Annotated in this window: 17 protein-coding genes; 14 read left to right on the forward strand and 3 right to left on the reverse strand. The window is 62.5% G+C overall.

Annotated elements, in window-relative coordinates:
- Nucleotides 1-2: 2 nt before the first annotated feature.
- The 9 genes from P3T21_RS02235 to P3T21_RS02275 all read left to right on the forward strand — a co-directional run bounded on the left by P3T21_RS02235 (nt 3) and on the right by P3T21_RS02275 (nt 11,956).
- Complete coding sequence (locus P3T21_RS02235; protein WP_429254287.1) at nt 3-1,052, forward strand: microcin C ABC transporter permease YejB; 1,050 nt, start codon at nt 3-5, stop codon at nt 1,050-1,052.
- Nucleotides 1,006-2,118, forward strand: a complete 1,113-nt coding sequence (locus P3T21_RS02240; protein WP_429254288.1) for an ABC transporter permease — start codon at nt 1,006-1,008, stop codon at nt 2,116-2,118. The genes P3T21_RS02235 and P3T21_RS02240 overlap by 47 nt, the downstream gene beginning before the upstream one ends.
- Entirely contained in the window at nt 2,118-3,761 is a 1,644-nt protein-coding gene (locus P3T21_RS02245) for an ABC transporter ATP-binding protein (RefSeq protein ID WP_429254289.1), read from the forward strand. The genes P3T21_RS02240 and P3T21_RS02245 overlap by 1 nt, the downstream gene beginning before the upstream one ends.
- Nucleotides 3,758-5,197, forward strand: coding sequence for a TldD/PmbA family protein (locus P3T21_RS02250; RefSeq protein WP_429254290.1), 1,440 nt, complete (start codon nt 3,758-3,760; stop codon nt 5,195-5,197). The genes P3T21_RS02245 and P3T21_RS02250 overlap by 4 nt, the downstream gene beginning before the upstream one ends.
- Nucleotides 5,194-6,555: a TldD/PmbA family protein gene (locus P3T21_RS02255; RefSeq protein WP_429254291.1), complete on the forward strand. Its 1,362-nt coding sequence runs from the start codon at nt 5,194-5,196 to the stop codon at nt 6,553-6,555. Before P3T21_RS02250 ends, P3T21_RS02255 begins: the two co-directional genes overlap by 4 nt.
- 4 nt (nt 6,556-6,559) lie before the next feature.
- The gene (locus P3T21_RS02260) at nt 6,560-7,129 is read left to right on the forward strand and encodes a GNAT family N-acetyltransferase (RefSeq protein ID WP_429254292.1); all 570 of its coding nucleotides are present in this window, start codon (nt 6,560-6,562) and stop codon (nt 7,127-7,129) included.
- Nucleotides 7,126-7,713: a GNAT family N-acetyltransferase gene (locus P3T21_RS02265; protein WP_429254293.1), complete on the forward strand. Its 588-nt coding sequence runs from the start codon at nt 7,126-7,128 to the stop codon at nt 7,711-7,713. The genes P3T21_RS02260 and P3T21_RS02265 overlap by 4 nt, the downstream gene beginning before the upstream one ends.
- 12 nt (nt 7,714-7,725) lie before the next feature.
- Nucleotides 7,726-10,923 (forward strand): multidrug efflux RND transporter permease subunit, encoded by a 3,198-nt coding sequence (locus tag P3T21_RS02270; protein WP_429254294.1) that lies wholly within the window; start codon nt 7,726-7,728, stop codon nt 10,921-10,923.
- A gap of 145 nt (nt 10,924-11,068) precedes the next feature.
- Nucleotides 11,069-11,956 carry a LysR substrate-binding domain-containing protein gene (locus P3T21_RS02275; protein ID WP_429254295.1) on the forward strand — a complete coding sequence of 296 codons (888 nt, stop codon included), beginning with the start codon at nt 11,069-11,071 and terminating at the stop codon, nt 11,954-11,956.
- Between the two features lie 2 nt (nt 11,957-11,958).
- On the opposite strand, the gene P3T21_RS02280 is transcribed toward P3T21_RS02275, so the two are convergent.
- The gene (locus tag P3T21_RS02280; protein ID WP_429254296.1) at nt 11,959-12,879 is read right to left on the reverse strand and encodes a LysR family transcriptional regulator; all 921 of its coding nucleotides are present in this window, start codon (nt 12,877-12,879) and stop codon (nt 11,959-11,961) included.
- Between the two features lie 132 nt (nt 12,880-13,011).
- Here P3T21_RS02280 and P3T21_RS02285 point away from each other — a divergent pair, with 132 nt between their 5' ends.
- Both P3T21_RS02285 and P3T21_RS02290 read left to right on the forward strand, forming a co-directional pair.
- Nucleotides 13,012-13,827: a carboxymuconolactone decarboxylase family protein gene (locus P3T21_RS02285; protein WP_429254297.1), complete on the forward strand. Its 816-nt coding sequence runs from the start codon at nt 13,012-13,014 to the stop codon at nt 13,825-13,827.
- Nucleotides 13,828-14,015: 188 nt separating this feature from the next.
- Nucleotides 14,016-14,213, forward strand: coding sequence for a DUF3562 domain-containing protein (locus P3T21_RS02290; protein ID WP_429254298.1), 198 nt, complete (start codon nt 14,016-14,018; stop codon nt 14,211-14,213).
- 190 nt (nt 14,214-14,403) lie between these two features.
- Here the strand turns inward: P3T21_RS02290 and P3T21_RS02295 are convergent, their stop codons facing one another.
- Nucleotides 14,404-14,670, reverse strand: a complete 267-nt coding sequence (locus P3T21_RS02295; protein ID WP_429254517.1) for a DUF4148 domain-containing protein — start codon at nt 14,668-14,670, stop codon at nt 14,404-14,406.
- 282 nt (nt 14,671-14,952) lie between these two features.
- On the opposite strand from P3T21_RS02295, the gene P3T21_RS02300 reads away from it, so the two are divergent.
- The 3 genes from P3T21_RS02300 (at nt 14,953) to P3T21_RS02310 (ending at nt 17,184) form a co-directional block, all read left to right on the forward strand.
- Nucleotides 14,953-15,678: an anti-sigma factor family protein gene (locus tag P3T21_RS02300; RefSeq protein WP_429254299.1), complete on the forward strand. Its 726-nt coding sequence runs from the start codon at nt 14,953-14,955 to the stop codon at nt 15,676-15,678.
- Between the two features lie 130 nt (nt 15,679-15,808).
- Nucleotides 15,809-16,327 carry an RNA polymerase sigma factor gene (locus P3T21_RS02305; RefSeq protein WP_429254300.1) on the forward strand — a complete coding sequence of 173 codons (519 nt, stop codon included), beginning with the start codon at nt 15,809-15,811 and terminating at the stop codon, nt 16,325-16,327.
- Nucleotides 16,324-17,184, forward strand: a complete 861-nt coding sequence (locus P3T21_RS02310) for an anti-sigma factor family protein (RefSeq protein ID WP_429254301.1) — start codon at nt 16,324-16,326, stop codon at nt 17,182-17,184. Before P3T21_RS02305 ends, P3T21_RS02310 begins: the two co-directional genes overlap by 4 nt.
- Nucleotides 17,185-17,229: 45 nt before the next feature.
- On the opposite strand, the gene P3T21_RS02315 is transcribed toward P3T21_RS02310, so the two are convergent.
- A complete protein-coding gene (locus tag P3T21_RS02315) occupies nt 17,230-18,150 on the reverse strand; it encodes a LysR family transcriptional regulator (RefSeq protein WP_429254302.1) in 921 nt (306 codons plus the stop codon).
- Nucleotides 18,151-18,162 lie beyond the last annotated feature (12 nt).

Here is an 18,162-nt window from a genome sequence, read left to right on the forward strand (position 1 = left end):
TCATGTTTGTCTACATCCTTAAACGGCTGATGCTGATGGTGCCGACGCTCATCGGCGTCGTGACGCTGACGTTCGTCGTCACGCAGTTTGTGCCTGGCGGCCCGGTCGAGCAGATCATGACGCAGCTTCGTCACGGTTCGCGGCAGGGCGGCGAAGCGGGATCCGGCGGCGGCTATCACGGCAGTCAGGGTGTCGATCCGCAACAGGTCGAGCAGATCAAGAAGCAGTTCGGCTTCGACAAGCCGCCGGTCGAACGCTATGCGATGATGCTGAAGCACTACGCCAGCTTCGATCTCGGGCAGTCGTATTACCACCATCAAAGCGTGTGGGGTGTGATCCGCTCGAAGTTGCCCGTTTCGATCACACTCGGTTTATGGACGGTGATGCTCACCTATCTGGTGTCCGTGCCGCTTGGCATTGCGAAGGCGGTGCGCAACGGCTCGCGCTTCGATACGGTCACGAGCGTGATGGTGCTCGCGGGCTACGCGATCCCGGGCTTCGTATTCGGCGTGCTGCTGCTGATGCTGTTCGGCGGCGGCACGATGTGGCAGGTATTCCCGATGCGCGGCCTCACATCCGACAACTTCGACGATCTGAGCGCGATCGGCAAGCTGCTCGATTATCTGTGGCATATCGTGTTGCCGGTGACGGCTTCGGTGGTCGGCAACTTTGCGATCGTCACCATCCTGACGAAAAACACCTTCCTCGAAGAGATCGGCCGGCAGTACGTGCTGACCGCACGTGCAAAGGGCGCGCCGCGACGCGACGTGTTGTGGAAACACGTTCTGCGCAATGCGGCGATTCCGCTTTTGACGGGCTTGCCAGCTGCGTTCGTCGGTGCGTTCCTGAATGGCAACCTGCTGATTGAAACGCTGTTCTCGCTCGATGGCATGGGCCAGCTTTCCTACGATTCGGTGATCCGCCGCGACTATCCCGTCGTGCTCGGTTCGCTATTCCTGTTCACGCTGATCGCTCTCGTGACGAAACTTATTGCTGACGTCTGCTATGTCCTCGTCGACCCCCGCATCCAGTTCAACAGCCTGGACCGATAAGCTGAAGAGCGGCACGCTGCCGGTCTCCGTGTCGCCAGGGCGGCGCGTATGGCAACGCTTCAGGCGCCAGAAGCTCGGCTACTGGAGTCTGATCGTGTTCGTGACGCTGTTCGTCCTGAGCCTTCTCGGCGAAGTGCTGGCGAATGACCGGCCGCTCATCGTCCGTTATGAGGGCCACTACTACTTTCCGATCGTGAAGGACTATCCGGAGACGCTCTTTGGTGGCGACTTCGCCGCGCGCGCGAATTACCTCGATCCGTTCATCCGGTCGCGGCTTGCCGCAGGCAACAATTTCGCCGTCTATCCGCCGAACCACTACCACTACGACACGATCGACTATTTCGCTTCGCGTCCTTATCCGGCTTCGCCGTCGGGCACGAACTGGCTCGGCACCGACCAGTTCGGCCGTGATGTGCTGGCGCGTCTGTTGTATGGCTTCAGATTGTCGGTGCTGATGGCGATGGCGCTGACTGCGTCGGGCGTGTTCTTCGGCGTGCTTGCCGGCGCGATTCAGGGGTTCTATGGCCGACGCACCGACCTTGTCGGGCAACGGTTGATCGAGATATGGAGTTCGATGCCGGACCTGTATCTGCTGATCATCTTCGCGTCGATCTTCGAGCCGAGCCTGTTGCTGCTGTTCATTCTGCTGTCGATGTTCGGCTGGCTCGTGCTGTCCGACTACGTGCGCGCTGAATTCCTGCGTAACCGTTCTCTCGACTATGTGCGTGCAGCGCGCACGATGGGTTTGAGTAACTGGCAGATCATCTGGCGTCACTTGCTGCCGAACAGTCTCACGCCGGTCATTACCTTTCTGCCGTTCCGTATGAGCGCGGCTATTCTCTCGCTGACGAGCCTGGATTTTCTCGGCCTCGGCGTTGCGCCGCCCACGCCGAGTCTTGGCGAACTGCTTCAGGAAGGGAAGAACAATCTGGATGCATGGTGGATTTCGATGTCGGCATTTGCTGCGCTGGTGATCACGCTGTTGCTCCTGACGTTCATGGGCGATGCGTTGCGTAACGCGCTCGACACGCGCTCGCGCAATTCAGCATTCGGTGGAGGCAAGTGATGAGCACACCGCCGAACAGACCCCTGCTGGAAATCGACAGCCTGTCGATCCGTTTCGACGAAAAGGCGGTCGTACGCAATCTCGATCTGACGATCGCGCGCGGTGAACGCGTCGCGCTGGTCGGCGAATCGGGGTCGGGCAAGAGCGTCACTGCGCTTTCGATCCTGCGTCTCGTCGAACAGGCTCAGGTGAGTGGCCGCATCCTGCTCGACGGCGATGATCTGCTGAAAAAGTCAGAGCAGCAGATGCGTGGCGTGCGCGGCGCGGATGTCGCGATGGTCTTTCAGGAGCCGATGACCGCGCTCAATCCGCTGTTCACGATCGGTCAGCAGATCGCTGAAAGCCTGCGGCTTCACGAAGGGTTGCGGCCCAACGCGGCACGTACGCGCGGCATCGAACTGCTGCATCGCACGGGCATTCCCGAGCCGGAGCGTCGCATCGACAGCTATCCGCACCAGCTTTCCGGCGGCCAGCGCCAGCGCGCGATGATCGCGATGGCGCTCGCGTGCCGGCCGCGGCTGCTCCTCGCTGACGAGCCGACCACCGCGCTCGACGTCACCGTGCGCCAGCAGATCGTCGATCTGCTGATCGAACTGCAGGAACAGGAAGCCGCCGAGCGGGGCATGGCGGTGCTGCTGATCACGCACGACCTGAATCTCGTGCGGCGTTTCGCGCAACGTGTCGCGGTGATGGAGAAGGGCGTACTCGTCGAAACCGCGCCTACCGCGCGACTCTTCAGCGCGCCGCAGCATCCCTATACGAAACGACTGCTCGACAGCGAACCGCGTCGCGTGGTGGCGCCGGTGCCCGACCATGCGCGTCGCGTGCTCGAAGTGCAGGGCCTCGCCGTCGATTACCGGATTCCAGGCAAGGGGTGGCGTTCGCTCGTCGGCAACACGTTCTTCCGCGCGCTGGAGGATGTGGATCTGACACTGCGTCGCGGGGAAACGCTTGGCATCGTCGGCGAATCGGGTTCGGGCAAGTCGACGCTTGCATCGACGCTACTCGGTCTGCAACGCCCGACTGCCGGCCATGTGCATATCGATGGTCAGCCGCTCTCCACACTGCGCACCAGCAGTTCGCGCCGCGGGCTGTATTCGACGATGCAGGTGGTGTTTCAGGACCCCTTTGGCTCGCTGTCGCCGCGTATGACGGTCGAGCAGGTCGTCGGTGAATGGCTCGCCGTGCATCGCCCGGACGTGACGCCAGCGGCGCGGCGCGCACGCGTGGCGTCGCTGCTGGAGGAAGTCGGCATGCCGCCGGAGTCGATGCTGCGCTATCCGCACGAGTTTTCCGGCGGCCAGCGGCAGCGGATAGCGATTGCGCGCGCGCTAGCTGTCGAGCCGCAGTTGATGGTGCTCGACGAGCCGACCAGCGCGCTCGACGTGTCGATCCAGCAGCAGGTCCTGAATCTCCTGACCAGCCTGCAGAAAAAGTACCAGTTAAGTTATCTCTTCATTACGCACGATCTGGCGGTGATGCGCGCAATGGCGCATCGTGTGATTGTGATGAAGTCCGGTAGGATTGTGGAAGCGGGCGACACGCTCGACGTGCTGAACGCGCCGTCACATCCTTATACCCAGTCGCTGCTGGCCGCTTCGATGCTGGCGCCGCAGGAGGCTGTCCCGGAGGTACTGCAATGAGTGATACACGCTGGGCGCAGGCTGCCCGCGCGTTGAGAACAGACGCGGATTTCTGGTCATTGCGCATCGTCGACGAAGAGATCGTCGATCACGCGGTGCGCAACGACGTCGTGCAGCCGTTGCGCACGCAACGGGAACGCGGCGCGATGCTGGTCGCGTGGGTCGGCGCAGGCGCCGGTTATGCGGCGAGCGCGGACATGTCGCTTGCCGGCCTTCAGGCGGCGCTGGACATCGCGGTTCAGCGGGCGCGGGCGAGTGCGGATGTGTCGTTGATCGACCATCGCGCGGTGGCGAGGCATCCGTTGAGCGGACAGTACGCGTCGCCGAATGCGGAACACGCGCTGCCGACCCGGCGGGAGTGGCTCGATCGTCTGTCGCACGAATGCGCGGCCGCGCGGATCGACGACCGGATCGTCGAACGCACGGCATCCGTTCAGATCGTGCATGGCGAGCAGACGTATCTGACCAGCGACGGCGCGCAGATCGACCAGCGCTTTCGCATGCTGATGCCACAGATGAGCGTCGCAGCGCACGAGAAGGGCGACACGCAGGTGCGCACGCTCGGCGGCGACTACGGCACGCTTGCGCAGGGCGGCATCGAGATTCTTGATCGCTATGGTTTCAACGGCGGCGGTGCACGGCTCGCGCATGAAGCATTACACCTGCTTGCCGCGCCGAATTGCCCGTCGGGGCCGCGTGACCTGCTGTTGATGCCGGATCAGATGATGCTGCAGATTCATGAGTCGATTGGTCATCCGCTCGAACTCGACCGCATTCTCGGCGACGAACGCAACTTCGCGGGCTCCAGCTTTGTGAAGCCGGATATGTTCGGTTCGTATCGCTATGGCTCCAACCTGCTAAACGTCACGTTCGACCCGGAATTGCGGGAAGAGGCGGCTTCCTACGCGTTCGACGACGACGGCACCGAAGCGCGCAAACAGTATCTGATTCGCGATGGCATGCTTGAACGGCCGCTTGGCGGCGCGCTGTCGCAACAGCGCGCGCAGTTGCCGGGCGTCGCGAATTCGCGGGCGTCGAGCTGGAACCGCGCGCCGATCGACCGGATGGCGAACCTGAACATCGAGCCGGGTACAAGCTCGCTCGAAGAGATGATCGGCGGCATCGAGCACGGCATTTTGATGCGCACCAATACGTCATGGTCGATCGACGATCATCGCAACAAGTTCCAGTTCGGTTGCGAGTTCGGTCAGCTGATTGAAAACGGTGTGCTCACGCAGATCGTTAAACAGCCGAACTATCGCGGTGTGTCCGCGAGTTTCTGGCGCAGCCTGAGCGCGGTCGGCAATGCCGCGACGCGCGAGGTGTTCGGCACGTCAATGTGCGGCAAGGGCGAGCCGATGCAGATCGTGCGCGTCGGCCACGCATCGCCGCCCTGCGTGTTTCGCAACGTCGATGTGTTTGGAGGCGCGCAATGACAGGCTTCCCATTCGTGAACGAAACGCAATCGCCGGACTGGCATGCTCACTTCGACCTGCTTTCCGCATCGATCGAACGCCTGCTGACGGGCAGCGAAACCGCGCTGACGTGGCTGTCCGCCGAGCGGTCCGACTTTATCCGCTTCAATGGTGGAAAAGTGCGGCAGATCGGCAACGTGTCGCAAGGCAGGCTGACGCTGCGCCTGATCGACGGCGCAAGACAGGCTTACTCGACGTTCACCGTATGCGGTGATCCTGCGGCGGACCTGCGCGATATCGCCGATGTGCTCAGCACGCTGCGCGACGGTCTGTGCGATGCGCCGGATGATCCGCATCTGATGTTTGACCAGTCGCAATGGACGCAGTCGACGCGCCGCAACGGCAAACTGCCCGCGCCCGATGCGTTGCTGCGCATCGTCACTGAATCCGCACGCGGTCATGATTTCGTCGGCTTTTACGCGGGCGGAACGATGGTGCGCGGATTCGCTTCGTCCGCTGGCAGCCGCGGCTGGTATGAGGTGAGCAACTTCAGCTTTAGCTGGTCGTTGTATGACTCAAGCGGTCGCGCGATCAAGAGCAGTTACGCCGGCGATCACTGGGACGATGCGGTGTTCGCCGCGAAAGTCGAAGAAGCGGCAGAGCGGATGCCGGTGCTCGGGCGCTCGCCGCGTGCGTTGTTGCCCGGACGCTATCGCACGTACTTTGCGCCGACGGCGCTTCAGGAACTGCTCGGCACCGCGTCGTATACGTCGTTTTCGGCACGCACGCAGGCCACCGCGCGCAGCGGCTTCTACCGTCTGCATACGGGCGAAGCCGCGCTCGATCCGCGCGTCACGCTGACTGAAGACCTTGACCTGAACATCACGCCGCGCTTTAACGACGACGGTTATCAGCGCGACAGCGTCCCGCTGGTCGTCGCAGGCCGCAGCGCCGGACAACTGACGAACGCCCGCAGCGCGCGCGAATATGGCCTGGAACCGAACGGCGCGCTTGCGGAGGAAACGCCGGCCGCGCTCGCAATGGAAGCCGGCGATCTCGACACGGCCGACATCCTCGCTGCACTCGACACGGGCCTGTACGTCGGCAATCTCTGGTACGTAAATTTCTCGGACCGCATGAATTGCCGGCTCACCGGCATGACGCGCTTCGCCACGTTCTGGGTCGAAGGCGGACAGATCGTCGCGCCGGTCGACGCAATGCGCTTCGACGACAGTCTGTACCGGCTCTTTGGCAGCGAACTGGAGCGCCTCGGCGCGCAACCTGAGTTGCTGCAGAGCGACTGGACGTGGGGCGAACGGGCGACCGGCGGCATGAAACTGCCGGGCCTGCTCGCGCGCTCATTCGAACTCACTCTCTGAAGCTATGACTGAAAGAGACGCGGCATTTCAAGCCGTAAAACAGGGATCATCGACGCCCTTCGAGTTGACGCTCCGGCCGCTTCATCCGGACGACGCGCCGCAGTTGCATGCGTTGCGTCTGTGTCCGGGCGTGGTGCGCTTCAACCCGTCCAAACCTTTTCCGACGCTACAGGAAACCCGCGACTGGATCGCGAAGATCGCATCGCCGACGATGGCGATTGTGGCGACCGTTGGTGACACGCTGGTGGGCGGTGCTGAGTTGACTCCAGCCTCGTTGCGCCGCGCACATAGCGGAGGGATCGGCATCAGCGTGCATGACGACTGGCAGGGCAAGGGCGTCGGCACGAGGCTGATGGCTGAACTTATCGACGCCGCCGACAACTGGTATGGCCTGCGTCGTCTCGAACTCAATGTATTCGCCGACAACGATCGCGCGATAGGCCTTTATCGCAAATTCGGCTTTGAACACGAAGCGACGTTCCGCGGTTCGGTGCTGCGCGATGGCGAGCTGATCGACTGTCATTTCATGGGTCGGCTGCGTGAGCCGATGCCCTACGCTTCCCCATCGGTATGAACGCAAAACTCGAATCCAGCGCGGCCATTGTCACGGTCCGCAGCCGCGAACCCTCCGATATCGATGCGCTCGTGTCGATCATGAATTGCCCGGGCGCGCGCTACGGCACGGCTGCGGTGCCGTATCGCTCGCACGCTGCGATCATGGCGTGGATTGAAAAGATGCCTGCGAAAACGATTGGGCTGTGCGCTGAAGTGGATGGGCGCGTTGTCGGCGCACTGGATATCCTGCCGCGTCTGAACGGTCTTGCGCATGGTGCCGGTATTGGCATTGCGGTGCATGACGATTACGTTGGGCGCGGCGTCGGTACTGCGCTCCTGAAAGCAGCCGTCGAATGCGCGGATGGCTCGCTTGCGCTGCGTCGCCTGGAACTGACCGTGTTCGTCGATAACGCGCCGGCTATCGCGCTGTATCGCAAGTTCGGTTTTGTCGAGGAAGGCCGCTCGCGCGCGTTTGCAATGCGCGATGGCATGCTGGTAGATGCGTTTCACATGGCCCGGTACATGGATGCGCCACCGTTTGCGTCATCGTTTGCGTCACCGTTTGTGACCTCGCCCGCGACGTCGCAAACTGAGCCGCGCTAAAGGACGCCCTGCATGCCCGCGTTCTTTATCGACCGGCCGGTCTTCGCGTGGATCCTCGCGCTCGCCATCATCGTGGCGGGCGCACTTGCGCTTCCACAACTTCCGGTAGCGCAGTATCCGCGTCTCGCGCCGCCTCGTATCGTCATCGATGCGGTCTATCCGGGCGCGTCGACCGAAGTGGTGGATGGCAATGTCGGCAGCGTGATCGAGGAAAGTCTCGATGGCGCGGACGGCATGATGTATTACGAAACGTCCAGCGACGGCCTCGGCAACCTTGAAATCGTGGCGACGTTCGCGCCCGGCACCAATCCCGACATCGCGATGGTGGACGTGCAGAACCGGCTGAAGCAGGTTGAGCCGCGTCTGCCGCAGCAGGTCGTGCAGCAGGGCATCAGCGTGTTCAAGTCTGCAAACACGTTCCTGATGCTGGTCGCACTCACGTCAACCGATGGCACGCGCGATTCCGCGCAACTGGGCGACTATCTGAGCCGCTACGTGATGCGCGAACTGAAGCGCGCACCGGGCGTCGGCTCGGCGCAACTGTGGGACGCCGACGAAGCGTTGCGCATCTGGCTCGACCCGGTGAAGCTGCGCGAATTCGGACTGGGCGCGACCGAGGTCAACGCGGCGATCGCCACACAGAACGCAAGCGTGACCGCGGGCACACTGGGCGATGCACCGCTCGTCGACGGTCAGCAGCTGACTGCGCCGGTCAGCGTGAAAGGGCAGTTGCTGTCGCCGCAGGAATTCGGCCAGATCGTGTTGAAGGCGAAGCCGGATGGTTCGGCCGTGAGACTCGCAGATGTCGCGCGTATCGAGATCGGCCGCGATACGTATTCGTTCTGGTCGCGGCTCAATGGCAAGCCGTCCGCGACCGTCGGGATTCAGCTCGGCCCGCGCGGTAACGCACTCGAAACGTCAAACGCAATCCGCGCGCGTCTCGCGGAACTGTCGAAGCGTTTGCCGCCTGGCGTCGCGATTGAAATCCCGTTCGACGGTTCCCATTTCGTGCATATCGCGATCCGTGAGGTGCTGATCACGCTCGTCGAAGCCATCGTGCTGGTGTTCTTCGTGATGTGGCTGTTCCTGCGCGATCTGCGTTATACGCTGGTGCCGACCGTTGTGATTCCGGTCACGCTGATGGGTGCGTTCGTCACGATGTGGGCTTTTGGTCTGTCGATCAATGTGTTCACGCTGTTCGGGCTCGTGCTGGCGATCGGTATTCTGGTGGACGATGCCATTGTTGTCGTCGAAAGCGTGCACCGGCTGATGGACGAGGAAGGACTGTCGCCGCGCGATGCCACGGTGAAAGCGATGCAGCAGATCGGTGGCGCGATCGTCGGCGTGACAGCTGTGCTCACCGCTGTGTTTGTGCCGATGGCGTTTTTTCCGGGCAGCGTAGGCGGAATTTACCGGCAGTTCTCGATTGCGATGATTGCTTCGATGGTGGTGTCCTCGATCATGGCGCTCTCGTTGACGCCTGCGTTGTGCGCGAATCTGCTGCGCGCGCCGGCGCAATCGGTGCGCCAACGCGATGTGCGTCGCGGTCTAGCCGGTTTCGCGTCGCGTTGCGCGACACGTTTCGAACATGGCTTCGACTGTGCATCGCTGGCTTATCGTTCGCTGACTACGCGCGCGATGCGTCGCATCGGCCCACTGCTTGCTGTGTATGCCGTGCTGCTGCTTGTGTGCGGCCTGATGTACTGGCGCATGCCAGGCGGCTTCCTGCCGACCGAGGATCAGGGTCAGCTGCAGGTGATGATCCAGTTGCCGGCCGGCGCGACGCAGGCGCGCACACTCGTCGTTGTCGAGCAGGCCGAGCGGATTCTGCACGCGCAAAAAGCGGTCGCGAACGTGACCAGCGTGATCGGATGGAGCTTTACGGGAAGCGGCCAGAACGTCGCGATGGCGTTCGTCGAGCTAAAGGACTGGGACGAGCGCGGGGTCGACGCGCTGACGCTGCGCGACACGCTGAACCAGTCTTTCAGCCGGATTCTCGATGGCGATGTCGATGCGCGACTGCCGCCATCCGTGCCCGGCGTCGGCCATTCCGACGGTTTCACGTTCCGGCTGGAAGATCGCGGAGGCGTCGGCCTCGACGCGCTAAAGGTAGCGCGTGAACAACTGGCCGCGCGCGCGAAAGCAGAACCGGCGCTGGCGTCCGTGCATTTCGAAGAGTTGCCGGACGCGCCGCGTGTCGAACTCGATATCGACCGCGAGAAGGCCTATGCGTTCGGCGTGCCGTTCGCGCGGATTTCGGATGTGCTCGGCAGCACGTTCGGCTCGTACTATGTGGACGATTTCCCGGCGGGCGGACGCATGCATCGCGTGCTGGTCGCCGCCGACGCATCGACCCGGATGACCGACGCCGATCTGCTCCAGCTATCCGTGCCGAACGACTCGGGTGCGATGGTGCCGTTATCGTCGTTTGCGACGCGTCGCTGGACGGTCGGGCCGGTTGCGCTGAACCGCTACAACGGCTATCCGTCGCTCGATATCGACGGCCGTGCGGCGCCCGGCTACAGCTCGGGCGCGGCGATGGCGGCAATGGAGCGGCTCGCGGCGACGCTGCCGGTCGGCGTCGCATATGACTGGGTCGACGCGGCGCGCGAGGAAACCGACGCCGCGCGTCAGACGCCGCTGCTGATCGGGTTGTCGCTGCTCGCGGTGTTCATGGCGCTCGCCGCGCTGTACGAAAGCTGGACGATTCCGCTCGCGGTGCTGATGGTGGTGCCGCTCGGCGTGATCGGCGCGATCGCAGCCGTGCTGATGCGCGGCATGCCGAACGACGTCTACTTCAAGGTGGGCATGATCACGGTGATCGGCCTGGCGGCGAAGAATGCGATCCTGATCGTGCAGTTCGCACGCGATCTCAACACGCGTGGCGTGCCGCTCACGCGAGCAGTCATCGAGGCTGCCGGCGCGCGTTTTCGCCCGATCGTGATGACGTCCGCAGCGTTTCTGCTGGGCGTGGTGCCGCTCGTCGTTTCGAGCGGCGGTGGCGCGGAAAGCCGGCGCTCGATCGGGACAGGTGTATTCGGTGGCGTGGTGACGGCAACCCTGCTCGGTCTGGTATTCGCGCCCGTTGCGTTTCATGCGGTTGCTTCGCTGACGCAGGCACGGCCCGGTGCGATTCGACGCGCGCGCCGGATGTCGCGCGGACGCAGGCGGCAACAGGCGACGACTGTTCGCGATCCGGAATCGACATAGCCCACTGGACGTCCCGGCTACGTATTCATTTATAGTCTGCCATTGCAGCGCCTTTTCCAGTGAGATCCGTTGAACGCTCACCATGACCACGCTGGATATCGGGGCGCATCGATGAAACGACAGTCGCGCCGATCGCGCGTCAAAAATGAAAACAACCACCGAAGAACTGCTGGCGTTTGTCACGGTGATCGATGCCGGCTCGATCACCGCAGCTGCGGAGACATTGCAGCAGACCGTCTCGGGCGTCAGCCGTGCTCTAACGCGTCTGGAAAAGAAACTCGACGCGACGCTGATTCATCGCACCACGCGCCGCCTTCAGCTCACCGACGAAGGCGAACTGTTCCTCCTGCGGGCGCGCGCGATTCTTGCTGCGATGGAAGACGCGGAAGAGCTGATCGCGCGCCAGCGTCAGCGGCCTGCCGGCCGTCTGCGTGTCGACGCCGCGTCGCCGTTCATGCTCCATTGCATCGTGCCGCACATGATGGAGTTCGCCACGCAGTACCCGGAGATATCCCTTGAGCTAAGCAGCAACGAGCGGATCGTCGATCTGCTGGAGCAGCGCGTCGATATCGCGATCCGCATCGGCGCGTTGCAGGATTCGACGCTGCATGCGCGTTCGCTGGGCAGCAGCCGTCTGCGTGTGATGGCAAGTCCCGCCTACCTCGCCCAATTCGGCGAGCCTCGCACGGTTCAGGAACTGGCGGGTCACAGGCTGATCGGTTTTACCGCGCCCGAAAGCCTGAATGACTGGCCGCTCAGGGAAGAAGGACGCAGCTTCATCAAGATCGTGCCGGCCATCGAAGCGTCGAGCGGTGAAACGATCCGGCAACTGGCCGCGGCGGGCGGCGGCATTGCGTGCCTTGCCGAATTCATGACGGGCGCGGACGTTCGCGAAGGCAGGCTGCAGACGATACTCGACGATGCGCTCGTCGATGTACGTCAACCCGTCAGTGCGGTGTTCTATCAGAGCGCCGCGATGTCTGGACGAACGCGGGCGTTTCTCGACTTTCTCGCGACACGACTGGTGTTGTGAGGTCAACGTCGGCCCGATACAGGCTTGTCCTGCGCATAGCGCGCACGTAATACGGTCATCAACAGCGATAGCGCAGGATTCGTCGCATCGGGCAGGCTCGCAAGCGCCACGTCGATCCGAAGATCTGCCTGCTCTTTCAGTTCGCAATACACGACGCCCTCACGCGCCATCGACTTCAGCGATGCCGGAATCAGTGCGATGCCCTGACCGGCCGCGATCAGGCTGAGCATCACGTGATGATCGGCCGGCTCAGGCGCGCGTGGCGGATTGAATTTCCACGCCTTGAACAGTTTCTCGTAGTGATCGAACCATGCGGGATTCACGCGACGTTGTGGCCAGAACAGCGTGTCGCCGGCGAGTTCGAACAGCGAGATGCGCTTCCTCCTGCCAAGCGCATGATCGCGCGGTAGCGCAGCCACGAGTGGGTCGACGAAAAGACGTTGCACGTTCAGATCCGCCACTTCGGAGGGCAGGCCGATCAGCGCGGCGTCCAGCGCACCGCGACGCAGATCCGCGACTGACTGCTGGGAATACTGACGCTTCTGCGTGAGTTGAAGCGCGGGCTCGCGGGTCTTCAGCGCGCCTTCGAGCCAGGTGAACAGCGCGGGGTCGAGCACCGTAGTGATGCCCAGCCTGAGTTCGAGACGTTGCGCTGCGCGCTGCCGCACGCGCGTGAACATCGCTTCGGCATCGTTCAGCAGCTTGCGTGCTTCTTTCAGTAGATGCGCGCCGGTAGCCGTCAACACCACGCCGCTGCGGTCGCGCTCGAAGAGCCGCGCGCCGACCGTTTCCTCCAGCGCCTGAATCTGCCGTGTCAGCGGCGGCTGCGTAATCGAAAGACGCTCCGCTGCACGGCGAAAGCTCAATTCTTCCGCGACGGCGACGAAGTACTGCAACTGCCAGAGTTCAACGCGTGTCTGCATTCATGGAATCCGTTTGTCGTTCTGATACGCAAAAGGTATCACGTCGAAGGCATTGGCGCAGAAAAACCCGGATCGATATCTTTGTCTTCAACGGGCCCGTAATAACACGCGGTCCAGCTCCCAGAGGACACCATGAACCACGCACCCACCACGATGACCGTCGGCCGCGAATATCTCGCGATGATTGAAAACACGCCGCAGCCGTCGATCGTCGAGGCGCTCAAGGACATCGCGCCCGATCTGGCAAACCTGACGATCAGCTTCGCGTACGGCGAGATCTATTCGCGCCCCGGTCTCGATCTGCGTCAACGCCAGTTCGCCACGATTGCGGCGCTCGCTTCGATGGGTGGCGCGGAGCCGCAACTGAAATTCCACATTGCAGGCGCGCTGAACGCAGGCGGTTCGCCAGAAGAGGTCGTCGAGTTGATGACGCATCTTGTCGTCTATGCCGGCTTTCCTGCGGCGCTCAACGGTGTGTTTGCGGCGAAGGCTGTCTTCGACGAAAAGGGCGTTTCCGTCAACGCTGAACGGGTCGACGCGCGCGGTTCGCGTTATGACGAAGGCCTCGCGAGCCTGCGCGCAATCGACGGCGCTGCGGGTGAGCGTGTCGTCGATTCGCTTCGGGATATCGCGCCGGATCTCGCGCGCTTCATCATCGAGTTCGGATTCGGCGATATCTATACGCGGCCAGGTCTCGATCTTCTGTCGCGCGAACTCGCGACAGTTGCTGCGCTGGCGGCCATCGGCTCCGCCACGCCACAACTGAAGGTTCACATGCACGGTCTGCTCAACGTCGGCGGGACGCGCGAGCAGCTCGTCGAAGTGATCACGCAGATCGCTGTGTACGCCGGATTCCCGCGCGCGATCAATGCCGCGCTGGCAGCGAAAGAGGTGCTCGCCGATCGCGCCCATGCGCATCAAGCGAGTGAAAGCCTGGTAAAAAGTTAAGAGAGACGCCGCGCAGACCCATTCCCGGCCTGCGCGAGCCACTGGAACAATCTCACCAGGCGAAACACAAAAAGCCAATCTGGCGGCCGATAGAGGGATTCAATTTGCATCATTCGCGGTTGCGTCCTGTAATGACTCCTCTACCTGTCGTTTCCATCTTCCGTCCCTGTTCTGGAGAGCGCACTATCATGGCCCAACCCAACGTCGACGAAGTTGTACACGCAATCGCCGAAGAGACCAGCACGCCGGCCGAAACCGTCTCGAAGATGTACGCCGATACATGGGCGCAATACAACGACGGCGCACGAATTCACGATTTCCTGCCGGTGCTCGTCGCGAGGCGTGTACGCGAAAATCTGCGCCACCCGTCTGACGGAAAGCACTAGACAGTCAGGATAATCCGCACCAGATCGCCACGAAACGCCACGTTTTATCGGGTGTTGTCACGCAGTCGGCGCGGCGGAATCCGGTTGTTTTCTCCACATACTGAACAGATCGCCCGTCCGCAGCTGGACCTGGGCGCGTGCAGCCACGGCGGTCGACGCACCTGATGCGGCCGCCGTAGCGACGCAACAGTCACTGCACGCCGGGCACGGCGCTGGCGTTACTGGCCATATTGCTGGCCGCGCCCTGTTTCGCGAGACGCTCGGCTTTCATATGCTCGACTGTGGACGCAAAAGCCGGGCTGACATCGGGATACGAGGCGTCGGTCACGAACGCCAGACCATTCTGTTGCGCTTCGATCAACTCCTGATAAACCTCCGCGCGAGTCTTACCTTCGGCAAATGCGCTCGATGATGCGAGCAGTGCGAGCGAGAGGGACATCATGGCAAGCTTTTTCATGTTCAACTCCTGAGTGTGTTGTGCGGGATGCAACCGGATTAACACGCGCCGATCGTCGGAAATTCCCGAAAAAACGCTGAAAATCCGCTCGAAATGAAAAAAATAAAAATCTGCAGAGGAGGTCGAGCTGATCTGAAATAAACACGGCGGACTTCGTGTTAACACACCTGGCCACAGCATTTTTGAAGTGCAGCGCTGCGAAAAGAATCGGCTTTCGATGGAATAAAACGAGACCAGGGTGTGTTGGCGTGTTGATGGCTCCCGCCTCCTGTAGAAGCTCGTATGCACTCCGTTCCACACTCTCCCGATGTTGTTTCCGAAGCCGAAATTCAGGCGTTCGTCGACGGCCTGCTCGCGCCCGATCGCGCCGCGCGCATCCAGCGCTATTTGCACGAACGGCCCGACGAAGCGCGCCGCGTCGCGTTTTACGGCACACTCAACTGGCGGATGCATTCGAGCTTTCAGGAGGCTGACGATTCCGGTCGTTCGCCGCTTTCGTTGCGCGCGCTACACGTGGCGTCGCTGGCTGGCTGGTGGCGGCAGCGGGTGCGCAGAATGGCGGTGATCGCGCTGCTTCTGGTTGCGGCAGCAGCAGGGGCACTCTGTGCGTTGCGCGTGCCGCGCGCGGCGCTCGAAGCGACGGCAGTGATGGCGCTCGAACAGGCGATCGCGTCGCATACGCCGGCAGATGAGCCGCGCGACGCGTTGTTACTTGCCGCTGCGCCGGATCTTTCCCGCGTCGGGTTCCGCGCCATCGCCGTCGCGACGCTGCCCGTCGGGCCGTTCGCGCAGGCGCGCGGTTTCGTCTATTGCAACGCAGCGGGCGAGCGGGCCGTGCTGCTGTCGGTGCGGGATCTGACAGCGTCCGCGCAGCCGCAATGGCAGGCGCGGCGGGTCGGCGAGAGCCGCGTGCTGGACTGGAGCACGGGTCACATGCGGTACGTGCTCGCGGGCCGCGCCAACGCGCGTGGCCTGATGCGGGCGGCTGACCTGCTGGCCGCGCGATGACGCGCGCACCCCGCTCGAAAGAAAAAAGTGCGGCATGAGGGAATAAAGCGCTGCACACGCTGTTCACCCTATGACTGGGCATGTTGCGTTTGCGCGTGCAGCGCCGGCGCCGAAAGGAAAAGGAAGGGCGATGAGCGTCCGTGATGGTTTGATAGATCAGGTGCCGCGGCTGCGTCGTTACGCACGTGCGCTGATCAACAATCGCGAGCTGGCCGACGATCTGGTGCAGGACACGCTGGAGCGTGCGCTGCGTAATGCCGGCCAGTTCCGCCCCGACTCGGATCTGCGTGCGTGGCTCTTTACGATCATGCACAACGTATTCGTCAACCAGATTCGCAAGGCAGGCTCGCGCGCGGTCCACGTCCCGGTCGACGACAACGCCGTGCCGGAAAGCGAATTCGCTATCGCCGGCAATCAGTCCCAGTCGCTGGAAGTGCGCGATCTCGACTTTGCGTTGCAGCGTCTGCCCGACGAGCAGCGCGAAGTCGTGCTGCTCGTCGGGCTCGAAGAAATGAGCTATGCCGATGTCGCGTTGGCCCTCGGCGTGCCGATCGGCACCGTGATGTCACGACTGTCTCGGGGACGCGAGCGGCTGCGTGCGCTGATGTCGGGCAAGCAGCCGGGCGCGAAATTGAAGGTGGTGCGATGAACGAACAACCGCAGATCAGCGAGGAAGAACTGCACAGCTACGTCGACGGATCGCTGGCCGCGCATCGACGCGAGGAAATCGACCGGCTGCTGGAAACGAACGACGAACTGGCGGCGCGCGTCAGCGACTATTTTTCGCTGAATAACATGTTCCATGAACGCTACGACCGCGTGCTTAACGAGCCGGTGCCGGCGAGATTGCGTCCTTCAGTGAAGCGAAGCTGGCACGACGCACTGAACTGGCCGCAGTTCGCCGCCATGGCCGCAACGCTGGTATTGGGTGTGGGCATTGGCGTGGGCACCAATATGGGCCGGCAGGCCGCCACAGTGGCGTCAGGCGGCGCGGGCGATGCACTTGAACACCGGGTCAGCGCGGACGGTGCGGAATTGTTCGCGCGGCAGTCCGCAATCGCGCACGTGATGTACGCACCGGAAGTGATGCGGCCGGTGGAAGTGGGCGTCGATCGTGAACAGGAGCTGGTGACATGGGTATCGAACCGGATGGGCACGAACGTGCGCCCGCCGATTCTCACGCGCACCGGTTTTGAGTTGATGGGTGGACGGCTGCTGCCGGGCAGCGACGGGCCGGTCGCGCAGTTCATGTATCACGATGCAAAGGGCGAGCGCATCACGTTGTGTATTTCGCACCGCAAGGTGAGTGCGGATACAACGGCGTTCAAGCTCTACCAGGACGGACCCGTGAACGTGTTTTACTGGGTCGACGGCGACTTCGGCTATGCAGTGTCGGGCGGGATCGATCGCAAGGCGCTGCTCGAACTGTCGCACGATGTGTATGCGCAATTGACTGCGAACGGGACGGCGCCTTCCAGTGTTTCTGCGCCGAAGAGCACGGACTGATCCGTGCGACGCGTTATGTGAACCGCGTGCGCTTTAAGAAGGCGTCTAAACTTCGGACGCGGTAGCTGTTAGCGAAGCGATGAAGTCGAAAAACGCCCGCACTTTTGCGGGCGCATACTGACGCGACGGATAGATCGCATACAACGGGTACACCTCGTCGGCCCAGTCGGGAAACAGGTCGACGAGCTTGCCGCTCGCGATCAACTGCTCCGCGCCGAGCGCAAAAATCTGCGCGATGCCGTATCCCGCAAGGCACACACTATGCAACGTGCCGCCATCGTTCATCGTGAGACGCCCTCGCGCTTCGATGACGACCTTCTTCTTGCCGCGATGAAATTCCCACGGAAAGGGCCGCCCGGTTTCGGGCTCGCGAAACTTGATGCAGACGTGCGGCTCGCGTTCAAGATCCGTGGGCGCGAGCGGACGGCCGTGCCGCTTGATATACGTCGGCGATGCGACTGTGACCACACGCGTGTCCAGCAGCTTGCGGGCAATCAGCGTCGACGCACGGGGTTCGCCGAAACGCACCGCGAGATCGAAGCCATCCGCAACCATGTCGCCCAGCTGATCGCGCGTCACGAGGTCGATGTGCAGATCCGGATAACGCTCCATGAAAGTGCCGAGACGTGGCCCAAGAAAGAGCCGCGAAAAAAACGGATCGACGTTGATGCGCAAACGTCCACGTACGGCCGTAGCACCAAGTGCAGCCGAAGCCGCTGCTTCTTCAAGACCCGACAGCAACGGCAGGATCTGCGCGTAGAAACGCCGTCCTTCGTCGGTGAGCGTGACCGAGCGCGTCGTACGATCGAAGAGACGGATACCCAGCCGCGCTTCGAGCCGGGCAACCGAGCGGCTCACGCCAGATTGCGACATATCGAGCGCCTCGGCCGCCGCCGCAAAACTGCCGCTGTCGACGATCGCTGTCAACACGCCCATTCCGTTCAACACCCGCTCGTCGAAAGCCATTCGCCGTTTCCC

The sequence above is a fragment of the Paraburkholderia sp. GAS334 genome (assembly GCF_050436625.1).
Classification (GTDB): Bacteria; Pseudomonadota; Gammaproteobacteria; order Burkholderiales; family Burkholderiaceae; genus Paraburkholderia.